The sequence below is a fragment of the Agrobacterium sp. 22-3639C2 genome, from assembly GCF_053522105.1.
Map to the genome: position 1 here is coordinate 76,216 of NZ_JBNWDB010000007.1, position 15,469 is coordinate 91,684.

Sequence of the window (15,469 nt, forward strand, 5' to 3'; positions counted from 1 at the left end):
CGGAAAGACAGAATATGAACGCAAACAATGTTTCGATATGGAATATATGTTCTATTTTGCTAGATCGACATCGGAGGCGTGTCAAGCGTTTTGACGACGGGCAGGGCAGCGGAAATCATCTCTTCGGGAGGTTGCGCAGCACGGGTGAGCGCTGCGTTGAGAAAGCGTTGAAACGGGAATAAAGTCCTGACCGGCAGTCAGTCGACAGAGGGTGCGAGGACCTCCTGTTGGGGAAGCGCATAAACCTCGACCGGGGTTTCAAGGCCGCGCAGAAGCCATGGGCCGAGATTGTCCAGCTTGTCCTCGTGTCCGGCCATACGGACAAATTCTTCGGAAAACAGGACGTTGCGGCCGGTTTCCTTGGTCAGGGTTTCAAGCCGTGATGCGATGTTCACGGCCGGACCGATGACGGTAAAATCGAGGCGGGTTTTCGAGCCGATATTGCCATACATGACATCGCCAACATGGACGCCGATGCCGTAACCCAGAGGGTCATGGCCTTTCTGGCAATTGATGTCGTTGAGGGCAACGAGACTTTTCTGTGCGCTGGCAATGGCTTTCAGCAGGTTTTCACAAGCCTGTGGATCGCTGAGCGGGAAAATCGCCAGCAGCCCATCGCCCATGAATTTCAGGATTTCACCACCGAATTCCTCGATCGGATCGCACATCGCGTCGAAATAACCGTTCAGCAATTCGATCACATCATCGCGCGGCCAGAGGTCGGAAATATGGGTGAAGTTGCGCAGGTCGCAGATCAGGATCGCCGCGCCGACCGTTATGCCGCTGCCGCGCGTCGTTGCGCCATTGAGGATTTTTTCGCCCGCATGCGGCCCGACATAGGTCTCCAGCAGGGTGCGCGTCATGCGGTTTTTCAGGCGAATTTCGCTGACCAGTGCGAGCGCCGGTAGCAGGTTTTTCAACGCAAGGACTTCCGCTTCCAAAAAGCCACCGGGCCGATCGCTGGAAAAAGTGGCGACATGGCGCTTGCCGAACGTATGTTCGATCGGCCAGGCGAAATAATCCGTCAGCCCGTCGGCGCGCAATTCCTCATAGATCGGATAAGCGGATGGCTCGATTTCGTCGCCGGTCAGCCGGTGGCGGATTTCGGTTGCGCCCTGATGGATGTCGTTGATGGGGCTGTTCAGATATTCGGGCGAGCTCTCCGCCCCATAGCCATAGGTGGTGATCTCGGCCGACGATATGCCGGCCTTCCACAGGATGCGCGCGCCAAGCCATTGCGGGTGACGAATGCGGAAGGCAAGTGCGCCCCGCGCTATGGAAATTCCACTTTCGCGCAACCTGCTACACAGCTCGAAGAATATCTCATCGATAAAGCGCTCGTCCTTTGTGCCGGTGACGAGCCAGTCGAGAATTTCCGTTTTCTCCGTTGGCCACAATTCATCCAATGCTGAAGAAACCCGTTCTTCGGTGTTAAGGCTGAGTGTCATGGCAGGATTCCGGAAATTATTGGTGCTCTCGCGCAGGCGGGCCACATGGCGAACATGTCCCGTGCGGACATCATGTGGTGCCGGATAACGGAAATGTTAAGAGAGCGGAGCGGAAAATGTTCCGGAGAGACTTGTAGCGTTCAAACCGCTACGCGCGCCGCCCGGATGTTGCGTGAACATCGTCCCCGGCGGCGCTGAGATTTGGTTCGGATCGTTGTGAACGATCAGATAACGGTTTCGACTGGAATATGCAGGGCGGCGGCAACGCGCCTGATGCGCAGAGGATCGCTGTCTGAGCCGTCTTCCAAGGCGCGGATTTCATTGGCTGTCAGGCCGCAGGTGATGGCAAGCTGATCGACCGTATATCCGGCGAGATTGCGCGCCATCAGGACTTTTCGGGCGAAAGGAGCATCTGTTTCCTGATCGGAATCGAGTTGTGAGACTGAAATTGTCATTTTTTGCATCTCCCTCATGGTGGACACTTTAATGCGGATGGCAAAGAAAGGTTGCCGGAGCCGAATGCGACCGCGTTACCGGAGAAAAATCGTGTTGCAACGCAGCGAGAACATAGCCGCTTCATCCACCTACGCAATAGTTAAATTTTGTTAAGATTCGTGATCGCAGGATTCCTGCGGGATTCATCGCAGGAACAAGGGGTTGAGAAAAATACTATTTTTCCGGGGTTTAGGCGGATGAAGACTAGCGGCTTGTGCTACAGCATGCCCCAGGCACGGAAGCGGCCGCGGCCCGTAACCTCCCTCAACTCCAGTTGATTGGCGAGCCCTATCGCGCCCTGCGGCGTGGTGCCGAGTTCCCTGACGATCATGGCCGCCGAAACCACCGGCCGGGAGACGACAAGCTCCACCAGCTCTGGAAGACGCGAAGACGAGCGTCGGCCGGCCAGCTTGCGCATCATGCGTTCTCTGGCGTGGGTCAGCCTGTCATGTTCCTTCATGCTGGCCAGCGCCGCCTCGTAAAAGCTGTCGAGAAGGGCGACTAGGCGTTGCGTCTGGTTTCTGGCGTGCCGGCGCTCGCGCGGGACGGCACGAAGACCAGCGCTGAGCGCCGGCAGGTGGTCGGGAGAGACAGCCCCGTCGCGCAGAAAAGCGGCGGCCATGAGCCTGCCGAGCCAGGGGCTGCGTTGCAGAACCTCGATCATATTCCAGGCATCCAGCAGGATTGCGGTGCGCAGGATCGGGGGCAACTCCTCCGTCTGGCCAAGGACCTGCCGCCATTCCTTCAGCCTTTCCTCCTCGTCCCAGTCGGGATCGTTGATCATCGGATGGGCCTCTTCCCGATGTGTCACCGGCGCAAGGGTGGTGCCGGCGGTGATCGCGTCCAAAGTCGCGGCGCTTCGCGCCAGAAGTGCGTCCAGCTCGGAAAAGGCCCCGTCCAGCGGTGTCTCGCCTTCTGCATCAGCCTCTTCGTTGCCGGAATGATCCACCGTTTCCGGGGCAAATGCCGTCGCGTCGGCGGCAATTCCCATTCTTCCGCGCAGACGGGAAAGGCCTGGTGCAGTGAAGGCCCAGCCTGGCGCGTTTGAAAAAATCAGCCGCCTTGAGCGGACGATCCGGTGCGCCGCCGTCATTTCATGGGTTGGCGCCCGCACATCCATATGGGCGTCATGCAGGACCAGATCTTCCATATGGACAAGTTCGCCATCAACCCACATGGAGGAAATCGCGTCGGTAAAGTCCTGCCTTTCGATGAAGCCGTGTTTCATCGGCGACCGGCTTATCCTCTCATCCAGTCGTGCCAGCGCTTCACCCGCGCGCGCGGCGGGGATGAGAAGCTTTTCGATATGGATGTCCGATGTATCGTAAATCATTGATATTTTTTAGTTTGAGCACGGCCGGGTGACAAGGCGTATTAGAATGGTCCGGCGCGGAAGATGGCGAGTAGACGCTGCCATTGCCATGCTGCGATGCGGCGTAAACTTGCGCATTGCAATATGGCGGGTATATACCCCCTCCGAGAGCGACAAATTATCACACCTTCCGTTCGCCCTTCCACCTCCAGGCGAGATGAATTGGAGTTTACCGTGAATATTATGGCAAATGGTCCCGCTACGGCACCGGATCAGAAAACCCGTTTGAAATCCATTATCGGCGGATCGGCGGGCAACCTCGTCGAATGGTACGACTGGTACGTTTATTCGGCCTTCACCCTTTATTTCGCGCCGGTGTTTTTCCCTTCCGGAAACCAGACCGCCGAATTGCTGAGCGCGGCCGCCGTTTTTGCCGTCGGATTTCTGATGCGGCCCATCGGTGCGTGGTTCATGGGAACCTATGCCGACCGCAAGGGCCGCAAGGCCGGCCTGACCTTGTCCGTTACCTTGATGTGCCTCGGCTCGCTGTTGATCGCAATTACACCCGGCCACGAGACGATCGGCATTGCAGCGCCTGCCATTCTGGTGTTTGCCCGCCTGCTGCAGGGCATCAGCGTCGGCGGTGAATATGGCGCCAGCGCGACCTATCTCAGCGAAATGGCCGGCAAGAACCGTCGCGGCTTTTTCTCCAGTTTCCAGTACGTGACGCTGATTTCCGGCCAGCTTCTGGCGCTGGCGGTGTTGCTGGTTCTGCAGCGGGTTCTGACACCCGAGCAGCTCGGCGCCTGGGGCTGGCGCATTCCCTTCTTCATCGGTGGCGTTCTTGCAATTGCGGTGTTTTACATCCGTCGCGGCCTTGCCGAGACGCAGTCCTTTGAAAATGCCAAGGCGGGCAACGCGGACAAGCCGAAATCGAGCGGATGGGCGCTGTTCAAGCATTATCCGCGGGAAGCGATGATGGTCATGGCGCTGACATCAGGCGGCACGCTCGCCTTTTACGCCTACACGACCTATCTGCAGAAATTCCTCGTCAATACCTCCGGCTTCAGCAAGGAAAGCGCGACCGAAATCACCACGGCAGCCCTCTTTGTCTTCATGCTGTGCCAGCCGATTGCCGGTGCGCTGTCGGACAAGGTGGGTCGCAAGCCGCTGATGGTCGGCTTCGGCATTCTTGGAACGCTGTTCACCTATCTCATCTTCACGACGCTGGCGACGACAACCGACCCGATCATGGCTTTCGCTCTCGTTCTGGTCGGCCTGTTGATCGTCACCGGCTACACTTCCATCAATGCGGTGGTGAAGGCGGAAATGTTCCCCGCCCACATCCGGGCGCTTGGTGTGGCTCTGCCCTACGCGCTGGCGAACACGATTTTCGGTGGAACGGCAGAATTCGTAGCCTTGAAGTTCAAGCAGATCGGCCACGAAAACTGGTTCTTCTGGTACGTTACGATCATGATTGCGCTGTCGCTGGTGGTTTATGTGAAGATGCGCGATACGCGCGACCATAGCCATATTCACGAGGATTGAGCGGCCACAATAATACCAGCGAAAGCCCCGCCCCCTGGCGGGGCTTTTTGTTTTCAGCGCATTCCGGCGTCTTCGACCGGAAGCACGATGCGGGCCTCAAAACCGTCCTGTCTGCCGGGTGCGGGGGAGGATAGCACGAGTTCGCCGCCAATCTGTTCCATCAGGCTTCTGACGATAGCGAGGCCAAGCCCGGTGCCATCAGCCTTGGACGGGCCTCGGACAAAGCGCGTCGTCAGTTTGGGAAGAAGCGCCTTGTCGATCGCCGCGCCGGAATTGACGATAAGGATCGTACCGTCCTCTTCGGCCAGTATGTGCACCGGGCTTTCCGCCGGACTGTGGATCAGGGCGTTTTCGAGTAGGTTGCGGATGATGATGCCGAAGGCATCCGTGCCCAGCTTGCAGTTCAGGCCGCCTTCGCAGCGATTCGTGAAGCGGATGCGGGACGTGCCGATCGCCGTTCTGCTCATATCGTCGATGATGAGCTCGAGAATGGGGATGAGGTCGGTCGCCGTGTCTGTTACCCCGATCCTTGCTTCCGCGCGCGACATCTGCAGCAGTTTTTCGGCGAGATGGCCGAGATGCATCAGGGCTTTCTCGATATTTTCCACGCGCGGTGCAAGTTCAGGCGGAATATCGGCGTGCAGCCGCTGCGCCTGCGCCAGCGCGCCGGCAATCGGCGTGCGCAATTCATGGGCGCTGTTGGCGGTGAACTCCCTTTCCGCTTCGATTGTCGATCGCAGCCGCCTCAGCAGCAGATTAACCGAGCGGGCAATCGGGTGAAGTTCAGCCGGAAACGGCAGGGTTTCCAGTGGCGCGAGATTGCCGCCGTCTTTTTTCCCGATCTCGTCGCGCAAGGTCTGTATCGGTTGCAGGGTTTTGCGCACCACGAAGATAACGGCAAAGATGCTGGCGGGGATAAGAATGAGAACGGGCAGCAAAATTGCAGTGCCGGCTTCCTCGATTGCCTCACGCCGGTTGGCGAAGGCATCTGCGACCTGAAGGAAGTAATTCCCGTCCGGTGTCGCCACCGTGTAGATGCGCTGGGTCGCCGTTTCAGAAAAACCGGGGTCGAGAGAGACCTCGAAAGGTTCGGTCGAACTGTCATGTGAATGAAGGACGACCTGTCCTTCCCGGTCGCGAACCTGATAGGTCAGATATTCCGCCGCATGTGCAGACTGGTTGAGTTTTTGCGAGGCGGGGCCCGTGTTGTTTTCCCTGAGATCGTCCACCAGCAGTGGCAGCAGTCTTTCGGCTGTTTCCTCAACGCCAGCGTCGAAAATTTCAGCGAACTCGTCCTGCATCACCATGACGCCTAACCCGCAGGCGATAAACCAGGATATGGCGACAACGCTCGTCAGCGCCGTGACGAGCTTGCGGGTCATGCTGGTTGGTCTGGCCATTTCTGTCTACCTGATGGTGTAGCCGACGCCGCGCACGGTCTCGACGCGGTCATGGCCGATCTTCTTGCGCAGCCGGCTGATATAAACCTCGACCGTATTGCTTTCTATTTCCGCGCCGAATTCATAGAGCGTGTCGTGCAGTTGAGATTTAGAGACGACCGCACCGGGATGCTCGACCAGCTTTTCCAGCACGGCCCATTCTCTGGCGCTGAGCGTTTGCGCTGTTCCGTCAACGACGATATTGCGCGCCACCTGGTTGATTTCGATGCCGGGCAGGCGAATGACGGGGGCGGAGCGCCCCTCGTAACGCCGCGAGACCGCCAGCATGCGTGCCGAAAGCTCGTTGAGATCGAAGGGCTTGACCAGATAGTCGTCCGCACCGGCATTCAGTCCGGCAATCCGGTCGGACACCTGGTCGTGCGCCGTCAGAATGATCACCGGCGTCGAGTCATCGCGGTTGCGCAGTGATTGCAAAAGGGTGATGCCATCGCCATCCGGCAGCCGCATGTCGAGCAGGATGAGCCCGTAGGCCATGGTCAGCGTCGCCGCCGTGGCGTCGTCGAGCAACTTAAACCAGTCGACGGCGTGGCCTGCCGCGGCGACATGGTCTCGCAGCGCCTCTCCCAGCACATGATCGTCTTCAACAAGCAGAACCCGCAAGACAGCTCCTTTATCGCGTCGTCTTGCGTATCGCTTTCACGGGATAAGCGTCAAGCACTGTATGTTCAGCTATTCTGGCGCTGGGTGCAGCCGCCGAACACGTCCTGCGCGGAATCGTAGACGGAGGTGGAGACGTTCATCATTCCAAGGATACTGTGGAAATAATTGTCGTGCGAGCGCCCGCCCTTTGCTGCGCCTTTTGCAAGGCATGCGCGATCCAGCCCCATTGATTTGGCGAAATCATCATCGAACCAGACGAGAAACGGCACATGGGTCTGCTGGTCGGGTGCCAGCAGATAGGGTGCGCCGTGCAGATAGACGCCGTTTTCGCCAAGCGATTCACCATGGTCCGAGGCGTAGATCATCCCCGTCGCCAGCGTGTTGGAGCGTGCCTTCAGCTTGTCGATCACGGTCGACAGGAAATGATCGGTGTAGAGAAGCGTGTTGTCATAGGAATTCACGATTTGCGCGTCCGTGCAATTGCCAAGCTCAGCGGTTCGACAGTCCGGGGTGAACTTCCGGAATTCGTCTGTGTAACGCAGATAGTAGGTCGGCCCATGGCTGCCCATCTGGTGCAACACGATGACACTGTCCTTCTTGACGTTATCGAGCCATGCGTCGAGCTTGTCGAAGAAGATATCGTCGCGGCATTCTCCGCCAGTGCAGAAGCGGGTGTCGTTGGTGGAAGGCAGGTCGAAAAAGGGAATGCGGTCGGCCACGTTCTTGCTGCCGGTGTTGTTGTCCAGCCAGGTTGCACCGACACCGGCATGGACAAGAACATCCATGACGTTCTCGTTGGCGAGCGCCTTGTTGTGGCTATACTCAGAACGCGGGAATTTCGAGAACATGCAGGGAATGGAAATCGCCGTCGCAGTGCCGCAGCTGGTTGTATTAGGGAAATAGATCACGTCGCGCTTTGCCAGTTCCGGGTTGGTGTCGCGCCCATAGCCGTTCAGGGAAAAGTTCGCAGCGCGCGCGGTCTCACCAGCCACGATGACGGTGATGCGTGGCTTGTGGATGCCACCCAGCGCCGGCAGGATTTTCGCATCCTTGCCGATCGGGCTCACCTGTATGTCAGCTTCCTTTTCCGCCTGCGTCAGATAGTGAATGGTGGATATGATCGGCGACAAGGGATTGACGCTTTTGACGATATCCTTGTGCTGGCGCACGGCGGTGGTGAATGTTTTGGAATTCGCAAAGCTGATGATGCCGGCAACGGTGAGGCAGATCAGGATGCTGACGGTGTTCCACAGCAACTTGTCGATGATCGGCCGATGCCGAACCCGGACGGCGGCGATGACGAGCGACGGCACCAACCCATAGATCGTCAGATGCCAGAAAAGGCCAGGTGTCATCAGATTGCCCGCTTCCGCGCGCGTGGTCTCCACGGCGTTGCGGATCATGTCGCTGTCGATGATGATGCCGTAGCGGTCCATGAACCATGAAGCCGCCGCGGCCGCGAATATCAGCAAGATAAGAAACGGCTTGATGAGATATTTGGCGGAAAAAATGGTGATGAGCGCACCGAAAAGCGCCGCTATGGCGACATAAAGCGCGACGATGGCAACCGGATAGGCGGAAAGATAGGTGTGAACCTTCGACCAGAATGTCCGGTTCGTGAAAAACAGCAGATAGGCCGCCGTCAGCAGGCTGAGCGGCACGCTGCCGATCTCCGGACGATACGTTATTGTTCCCGTCGCTTTCGCGGTAAAAAGAGCCACTGCCAGATCCACCAGATTTCCGATAGGCCGGCGGCAACGAAAAAGGGGCGGGAACGCCGCTGTCCAAGCTGCCGCATGGGCCGATCAATGGCGGATGCTTCATTTTGCTGACATCAACCTGAAAGCTTGTCATGAAAGTGTCACACTCCTTGGTGGGCTTCTGGCGAGGGCTGCGTTTCAGATCGAGGAGATCAGCCGGCGATGGAGCGCTCAATTGAGCCCCAGAATGCCTGTGGCGGTGGTGCGGGTTGCAAATATGCGGGTGGCCCTGACCGGCAGCAGGCTGCCTGCGGGCAGGTTCTGGAAGGTCACCGTCGCGCCGGAAAGCAGGGTCAGGCAGAGATGACCACCATTGCCCACATAGATGGCGCGCGTGGGGGAAGGAAGCGGGTTCGTATCATCAGGAACAACCTCGAAAGCATGGGATGCCGGGGATTCGAGGCCTGCGGCGTGGTGTTCGTAAGTCTCAGCCATTGCTGTCTCCCGTAAATCGAAATCTGCCGCGATTATACGGTGCGCCGCGGCTGCGGGGAAAAGCGGGAACAGAAAATATCCGGACGGGATTTAGGCCTTGCTTCCGGTTTGCCGAAAAGAGCGCCATTCTTTCCGTAATCTCATGTGGTTGCGTCGCTTGGCCTGTTGCCACCGATGCCGCGGAAACGGACGATGACGGGTTTTTCGTCCACGGGATCGGCAGCCGGGTCGTGGATATTCAGCGCATGGGCGGGTGCGGTCGCGTCAATTGCGGGTATGGAGAATGAAGGCCCTGACGGCGGGAGAGGCTTCCGTTTTCCGGTGGGCGATGGCGAGGTCGGAAGTCGTGGCGCTTGCTGCAAGCGGCACGTAGCGCACGCCGGGCAACCGCAGACAATCGAGCGAGCGCGGCACCAGCGCCACACCGAGGCCGATCGCCACCATGCTGGTAATGGTGGTGTAATCCCGGCCTTCCGGGCTTATCGTTGGCTGGAACCCGGCCTCGTTGCAGGCTTCTATCGTATTGTAATGAAAGCCGACATCCGGCGGCTGCCGCGGTGTGATGAAGGTCTCGTCGGCAAGGTTCTTGAGGTCGACCTGCAGCGCAAAGGCCAGGGGATGGTTTTCAGGAAGTGCGGCCACCAGCGGTTCGCGCAGAACCACATGGGTTGTGACACCTTCCGGAACGGGCGCAGGCGGGCGGATGAAGGCAAAATCCAGATTTCCGTCGGCGATCTTGGCGAGTTGCAGCCGCATCTCCATCTCGATCAGTTGCAGTTCCACATCGGGATGAGAGGCGCGGAAACTGGCGATGGACTGGATCATCAGGCCGGAATAGGCGGCCGAAGCGACATAACCGATGGAGATGCGGCCCGTCTCGCCGCGATCGACGCGTTTAAGCGCCGCAAGTGTCGCCTCGGCATTGGCGAGAATTTTGCGGGCATCCTCATAAAGAAGCTGGCCAGGCGTGGTGAGCTTCACCGATCGCCGTGTCCGGTCAAGCAACGGCATGCCGACGATCTGCTCGAGCGCCATGATCTGCTGGCTCAAACCCGGCTGGGCAATGCCGAGGCGGGCGGCGGCGCGCTCGAAATTGCGCTCATCCACCAGCGTGGTGAAATAGCGCAGGTGCCGCAGCTCGAACGCGTCCGCCCGGTTTGCCGGTTTCCTGCCCATCATCACTGCCTTTCCTGACGGATTTGAATAATTCCAAGCTATTATCCGTAAGAATTTTCATAATCAGTAGTTCTGAAAAAATCCAGTTTCACTTATTGGATCACAATCCGCTCCTTGCGTAATAAGATGACTTAAATTCTCCAGAAAAATAACCGTCTCATGGCGGCGCGGTTGATGAAGGGTCTTGGCGTGCAGGGAAAATCTAAACACATTTCCATTCTGGCGGGCGGTTGCGCTGCCATCGCCTATGTGGCGTTCGTCACCTCCGGCGTTGCCCTTGCGCAGGAAGCCGGAACGACGGTGCTGCAGACCATCACCGTGGACGGCGCGAAAAATCAGGACTCCAAGGCGCCGGTGAAGGGCTATGTGGCAAAAACCAGCGCCAGCGCCACCAAGACGGGGCGATCCCTGATCGAGACGCCGCAATCGGTTTCCGTCATCACCAGGGATCAAATGGATGCGCAGAATGTCCGTAATCTCAGCGAGGTGCTGAATTATGTGCCTGGCGTCGTCGCGCAGCCGTTTGGGGCGGATCCACGTTTCGATGCGCCGCGCATTCGCGGCTTTCAGGGTAACCAGCTGCAGTTCCTCAACAGTCTGCGGCTGATGCGCACGGCCGGTGCGCCGTCTTATGAGGTCTACGGTCTGGAGCGGGTGGAAGTCATTCGCGGGCCGGCCTCGGTGCTTTACGGTCAGGGTAATCCCGGTGGCCTCATCAATCTCATCAGCAAGCGGCCGACTTTCGAGCGTTTCGGCGAAGTCGGAGCGCAGATCGGCAGCTTCGATTATTACCAATCGATGTTCGATATTGGTGGGCCGGTCGCGGATAGCGACAGTTTTGCCTATCGCCTGACCGGCCTTGCCCGCAACGCCCATCTTCAGACGGACAATCTGCAGAACGATCGTTATTTCATCGCCCCGGCGCTGACATGGCAGCCCGACGAGGATACGAAACTGACGGTTCTCGCCTCCTATCAGCACGACAATCCGAGTTCGCCGTCTGGCCTGCCGCCGGCGCTGACCTATCTGAGACCAGGCAATATGCTGGACCGCAGCTTTTATGTCGGCGATCCCTCTTTCGATACCTCAAGCCGCAAGTTCACTAATATCGGCTATGAGTTCGAGCACCGTTTCGACGAGACCTTCACCTTCCGGCAGAATGCGCGTTATTCCAATTTCGACTGGTCCTACCGCGCGCTCGGCATGTCTTCGACCAGCGGCGGCATGATCGGCAATCTCATCCGCCGCAATGCGACGTTCCAGGATGAATTGCTGAACACCTTCAACATCGACAACAGCCTGCAGGCGGAGTTCTCCACGGGACCAGTCGACCACACCCTGCTTGTCGGGCTGGATTACCGCTATTTCGACAATAACGTCAAAACCGAATTCTGGGCCGCAACGCCGCTCAATCCCGTCAATCCTGTTTATGGCGGGCCAATTAGTCTCACCTCGCGCACGCTTTATGCCGATGTGAAGACGGATATTTCCCAGATCGGTCTTTATGCGCAGGACGAGATGGCCTTTGAGAACTGGCGGGTCACCGCCGGTCTGCGGCAGGATTGGGCAAGCACCGGCGGCACGACGTTCAACGGAACGACCTACCGCACTCTCGACAAGGACGACCATAAGCTGACGGGCCGTGTCGGGGTCAGCTATCTCTTCGATGGCGGCATCGCGCCGTATGTCAGCTACGCGACCTCCTTCGAGCCCGTGCCGCAGCCGGCTGTCGGTGATGCGCCGAAACCGACCACGGGCGAACAATGGGAAGCGGGCATCAAATATCAGCCCGAGGGCTTTGACGGTTTCTTTTCCGCGGCGATCTACGATCTGAAACAGAAGAACGTCACGACGACGGTGGGCGGGGTGACGCAGCAGATGGACGAGGCGCAGGTGAGAGGCCTCGAACTGGAAGGCGTCGCAAGCCTTGCAGACGGGCTCGACCTGCGGGCGGCCTATACCTACATGGACAGCGAGGTCTCCGGCCGTGTGAACAACGGCAAGGAGCTGGATAGTACGCCCCGGCACGCCGCCAGCCTCTGGCTCGACTACACCTTCCCGGAAGATACGGCGCTTGAAGGTTTCGGCATCGGCGGCGGTGTCCGTTATGTCGGAAAACGTTATGGCGATGCGGCCAATGCCTTCGAAATGAAGGGCCTCGCCCTGCTCGATCTCGGCGTGCATTACGAGAAGAACGGCTACCGCGCCTCGCTTCTGGTGCAAAACTTGACTGATAAAGAATATATTTCTAGTTGCTCCACTTTCGGATGCTATTACGGTGACGGCAGAACCGTTATGGGCAAGCTGACCTACCGTTGGTAACGCCATATTAAAGTGAAGCAGCAGGGGCATGACGCGTAAGGATCGATGGATTTCCCCCCTCTGGGGGCGGCGGGAATTTTTAAGCCTGCTCGCCGCCTCGGCTCTTGCGGGCAAGGCGCGGGCAGCAGTGACGCCGCGCATCGCCGCCATCGACTGGGCCATGCTGGAAACATCTGTGGCGCTCGGCGTCATGCCGGTGGCGGCGACCGAACTCATCCAGTTCCGGTCCGGCGCGGTCGAGCCTGATATCCCTGAAACCGTCGCCGATCTCGGCCTGCGCGGCGCTCCGAATTTCGAGCTTCTGCAGCTCACCCGGTCGGAGCTCATTCTGATTTCGCCTTTCTACACACGTTATACCGGCAGGCTGGAAGCGATCGCCCCCGTCTTTTCACTGCCCTTTTACGTGAAGGGTGAGCCGCCTTTCGAAAAGGCGCTGGCGGCGGTCACCGCGCTTGGTGAAAAGCTCGGGCGGGCCGAAGAGGCGCGCAAGGTTCTGGGTGAAACGGAAGCGGCACTGCACGCCATGCGGGCCCGTCTTGCCGGGTTTTCCGCACGGCCGACCTATGTCATCAACATAGGCGACGCCCGGCATTTTCGTGCCTTTGGTGCGGATAGCATGTTCGGGGATGTTCTTGGCCGTCTGGGGCTGACCAATGCCTGGGTGGATCGGTCGCAATTCACCTTCGCGGCCCCGGTGCCGCTTGAAAACCTCGCCGCCTCATCCGATGCGCGCATCGTCATCGTCTCCGATATTCCGGTGGAGGCGCGGGAAACTCTGCGCAACAGCGCCATCTGGCGCGCGCTGCCTGCCGTTCGGGAAAATCGGGTGGTGACGCTTGCCAATGTCGGCCCCTATGGCGGCATCACCGCCGGCATGCGTTTCGCGAGGCTTCTGACCGAAGCGCTCTTGGCACGGGGAGAAGCCTTGTGACGGCGCGGCCTCTCCCGCTTTTCTTCGGGCTTTTGTTCATTCTGGCCTGCGGTCTTTCCCTGCATGCCGGGTTGCTGCGGCTGCCTTTCGGTGCGTGGCCCGGCCTGCCTTTTGATGCCGCCGCTATGTCGATGGATCAGGTCATCCTCGCTTTCAGCCTGATGCCGCGTGTGGCGGTCGCCATTCTGGCGGGCGCGATGCTGGGTCTCTCGGGCGCGCTTTTTCAGCAATTGCTGCGCAACCCGATCGCTGATCCCTCGACGCTCGGCATCTCGGCTGGCGCGCAACTGGCCATCGTCATCGCCACGCTGTTCTTTCCCTCGGTGCTGGATGGCAACCGCGCACTGGTGGCGCTTGCCGGCGCTGCCGCTGCCGCCGGTATTGTCTTCCTGCTTGGCTGGCGACGCTCCTTCGAACCGGTAACCATGGTGGTGGCAGGGCTCCTGGTCGGCATCACCGCCGCATCCGTTTCCGCGGCGCTGACGCTCGCGCAGGGCGAATATCTGATGTCGCTCGTGGTCTGGAATGGCGGCTCGCTCAGCCAGCAGGATTGGTCGAACGCCCTGTCTCTCACCTTTCAGCTTCTCGTGGGGCTTGTCCTGACGGGCCTGCTGGTTAGGCCGCTGACGGTTCTCGGTCTCGGTGATTCCGGCGCGCGATCGCTCGGCGTATCGCTGTTTTCGATCAGGCTCGCCGTCGCCGCCGTCGCCGTCATGCTGGCCGCCTTCGTCGCTTCGGCGGTTGGCCTCGTCAGCTTCATCGGCCTTGCCGCCCCTGCGCTCACCCGGGCGCTTGGCGTGCGGCGCTCCTCTTCGGTGCTCTTCGTTTCCCCGCTTCTGGGCGGCCTGCTGCTCTGGTTCTGCGACGGTATCGTGCAACTTCTGGCAAACAAGACGGCGGAAGTTTTCCCGACCGGCGCGGTGACGGCCCTGATCGGCGGCCCGCTGCTTCTCTGGCTGCTGCCGAAAATCCGGCCGACCGACGTGCATCGCGGCGAAGGCGTCGATCTCGCGACAAGACGCGGGTTTACGGCCCTGCTGCCGATGCTCATCGTCATGGCCGCGCTGATCTTTGCAGCACTCGCCATCGGCAGGGGGCCTCAGGGCTGGACGATGCTGGGGGCGGGTGACCTGCAAAGCCTTCTGCCCTTCCGCTGGCCCCGGCTGATGGCGGCCATCGCCGCTGGCGGTCTTCTCGCCATGGCGGGTGCTCTTTTGCAGCGGCTCACCGGCAATCCGATGGCAAGCCCGGAGGTCATCGGCGTCAGCGGCGGCGCAGGCCTCGGTTTTGCCGCCGCCATCACGATTTTTCCGGCGGCCGGTCTGTTCGAGCTGTTTTGCGGCGCCGGCATCGGCTCGGCGGGCGTCATGATCCTCGTCCTGTTCTTTTCCGTGCGCCGGCATCTGGCGCCAGAAAAAATCCTGCTCGCCGGCATTGCTATTAGTTCGCTCTGCTCGGCGGTGCTTTCGGCGCTGCTTGCGATTGGTGACCAGCGGGCATGGCAGATTCTCGCCTGGCTCAGCGGCTCTGGTTCGACCGCGACACCGGCTTCGGCAATCTTTCTCGCCATTCTTTCCATCGTGCTTCTGGCGGCTGCCCTGTCGGTGACGCGCTGGTTGACGATCCTGCCGCTTGGCCGGGATGTGCCGCTCTCGCTCGGGCTGCCGCTCGGCCTGGCGCGTATCGCCGTCATCGCGGTGGCCGGCATCGCCACGGGGGCCGCCTCGCTGCTCGTCGGTCCCTTGAGCTTCGTCGGGCTGATGGCGCCGCATATTGCGCTTCGCGCCGGCTTCACCACGCCGCGCGATCATCTGTTAGCTTCTTTCCTGTTCGGCGCGGTGCTGATGGCGCTTTCCGATCTCGGGGCGCGAACGGTGACCTTTCCCTATGAACTGCCGCTCGGGCTTTTTGCGGCTCTGGCCGGCGCGCCCTATCTGATCTGGCTTTCAGGCAGGCGCCAATGATTTATTTGAACATTTACG

At 59.6% G+C, this 15,469-nt stretch carries 12 protein-coding genes; 4 read left to right on the forward strand and 8 right to left on the reverse strand.

Annotated elements, in window-relative coordinates; genetic code table 11:
- Positions 1–197: 197 nt before the first annotated feature.
- The 3 genes from ACQZ6D_RS25415 to ACQZ6D_RS25425 form a co-directional block, all read right to left on the reverse strand.
- Positions 198–1,448: an adenylate/guanylate cyclase domain-containing protein gene (locus tag ACQZ6D_RS25415; protein ID WP_035199889.1), complete on the reverse strand. Its 1,251-nt coding sequence runs from the start codon at positions 1,446–1,448 to the stop codon at positions 198–200.
- Between the two features lie 224 nt (positions 1,449–1,672).
- Positions 1,673–1,903, reverse strand: a complete 231-nt coding sequence (locus tag ACQZ6D_RS25420) for a helix-turn-helix domain-containing protein (RefSeq protein ID WP_004431634.1) — start codon at positions 1,901–1,903, stop codon at positions 1,673–1,675.
- 257 nt (positions 1,904–2,160) lie between these two features.
- The gene (locus tag ACQZ6D_RS25425; RefSeq protein ID WP_035199890.1) at positions 2,161–3,276 is read right to left on the reverse strand and encodes an RHE_PE00001 family protein; all 1,116 of its coding nucleotides are present in this window, start codon (positions 3,274–3,276) and stop codon (positions 2,161–2,163) included.
- 222 nt (positions 3,277–3,498) lie between these two features.
- Here ACQZ6D_RS25425 and ACQZ6D_RS25430 point away from each other — a divergent pair, with 222 nt between their 5' ends.
- Positions 3,499–4,803 (forward strand): MFS transporter, encoded by a 1,305-nt coding sequence (locus ACQZ6D_RS25430; RefSeq protein ID WP_004431639.1) that lies wholly within the window; start codon positions 3,499–3,501, stop codon positions 4,801–4,803.
- Positions 4,804–4,856: 53 nt separating this feature from the next.
- Here the strand turns inward: ACQZ6D_RS25430 and ACQZ6D_RS25435 are convergent, their stop codons facing one another.
- From ACQZ6D_RS25435 to ACQZ6D_RS25455, 5 genes are all read right to left on the reverse strand, one after another.
- Positions 4,857–6,203, reverse strand: coding sequence for a sensor histidine kinase (locus ACQZ6D_RS25435; protein ID WP_035199893.1), 1,347 nt, complete (start codon positions 6,201–6,203; stop codon positions 4,857–4,859).
- A 6-nt stretch (positions 6,204–6,209) separates the two neighbouring features.
- Positions 6,210–6,863, reverse strand: coding sequence for a response regulator transcription factor (locus ACQZ6D_RS25440; protein ID WP_004431644.1), 654 nt, complete (start codon positions 6,861–6,863; stop codon positions 6,210–6,212).
- Positions 6,864–6,928: 65 nt separating this feature from the next.
- Positions 6,929–8,596: a phosphoethanolamine transferase gene (locus ACQZ6D_RS25445; protein ID WP_111788772.1), complete on the reverse strand. Its 1,668-nt coding sequence runs from the start codon at positions 8,594–8,596 to the stop codon at positions 6,929–6,931.
- 198 nt (positions 8,597–8,794) lie between these two features.
- Positions 8,795–9,058 carry a spike base protein, RCAP_Rcc01079 family gene (locus ACQZ6D_RS25450; RefSeq protein ID WP_003508451.1) on the reverse strand — a complete coding sequence of 88 codons (264 nt, stop codon included), beginning with the start codon at positions 9,056–9,058 and terminating at the stop codon, positions 8,795–8,797.
- A gap of 264 nt (positions 9,059–9,322) precedes the next feature.
- Positions 9,323–10,237, reverse strand: a complete 915-nt coding sequence (locus tag ACQZ6D_RS25455) for a LysR family transcriptional regulator (protein WP_004431656.1) — start codon at positions 10,235–10,237, stop codon at positions 9,323–9,325.
- Positions 10,238–10,393: 156 nt separating this feature from the next.
- Between ACQZ6D_RS25455 and ACQZ6D_RS25460 the strand changes: the two genes are divergently transcribed.
- The 3 genes from ACQZ6D_RS25460 to fhuB are packed head-to-tail and all read left to right on the forward strand — an operon-like array spanning position 10,394 to position 15,451.
- Positions 10,394–12,556, forward strand: coding sequence for a TonB-dependent siderophore receptor (locus ACQZ6D_RS25460; RefSeq protein ID WP_162633767.1), 2,163 nt, complete (start codon positions 10,394–10,396; stop codon positions 12,554–12,556).
- 28 nt (positions 12,557–12,584) lie between these two features.
- Positions 12,585–13,487 carry an iron-siderophore ABC transporter substrate-binding protein gene (locus ACQZ6D_RS25465; protein ID WP_019566562.1) on the forward strand — a complete coding sequence of 301 codons (903 nt, stop codon included), beginning with the start codon at positions 12,585–12,587 and terminating at the stop codon, positions 13,485–13,487.
- The gene (fhuB, locus tag ACQZ6D_RS25470) at positions 13,484–15,451 is read left to right on the forward strand and encodes a Fe(3+)-hydroxamate ABC transporter permease FhuB (RefSeq protein ID WP_013762035.1); all 1,968 of its coding nucleotides are present in this window, start codon (positions 13,484–13,486) and stop codon (positions 15,449–15,451) included. The genes ACQZ6D_RS25465 and fhuB overlap by 4 nt, the downstream gene beginning before the upstream one ends.
- Positions 15,452–15,469: the final 18 nt, after the last annotated feature.

Excerpts from the sequence above, each read along its gene's own strand:
- ACQZ6D_RS25455 (WP_004431656.1), bottom strand. The coding sequence starts at position 10,237 with ATGATGGGCAGGAAACCGGCAAACCGGGCGGACGCGTTCGAGCTGCGG.
- ACQZ6D_RS25415 (WP_035199889.1), bottom strand. The coding sequence starts at position 1,448 with ATGACACTCAGCCTTAACACCGAAGAACGGGTTTCTTCAGCATTGGAT.
- ACQZ6D_RS25465 (WP_019566562.1), top strand. The coding sequence starts at position 12,585 with ATGACGCGTAAGGATCGATGGATTTCCCCCCTCTGGGGGCGGCGGGAA.
- ACQZ6D_RS25425 (WP_035199890.1), bottom strand. The coding sequence starts at position 3,276 with ATGATTTACGATACATCGGACATCCATATCGAAAAGCTTCTCATCCCC.
- ACQZ6D_RS25450 (WP_003508451.1), bottom strand. The coding sequence starts at position 9,058 with ATGGCTGAGACTTACGAACACCACGCCGCAGGCCTCGAATCCCCGGCA.
- ACQZ6D_RS25435 (WP_035199893.1), bottom strand. The coding sequence starts at position 6,203 with ATGGCCAGACCAACCAGCATGACCCGCAAGCTCGTCACGGCGCTGACG.
- ACQZ6D_RS25420 (WP_004431634.1), bottom strand. The coding sequence starts at position 1,903 with ATGACAATTTCAGTCTCACAACTCGATTCCGATCAGGAAACAGATGCT.
- ACQZ6D_RS25460 (WP_162633767.1), top strand. The coding sequence starts at position 10,394 with ATGGCGGCGCGGTTGATGAAGGGTCTTGGCGTGCAGGGAAAATCTAAA.
- ACQZ6D_RS25430 (WP_004431639.1), top strand. The coding sequence starts at position 3,499 with ATGGCAAATGGTCCCGCTACGGCACCGGATCAGAAAACCCGTTTGAAA.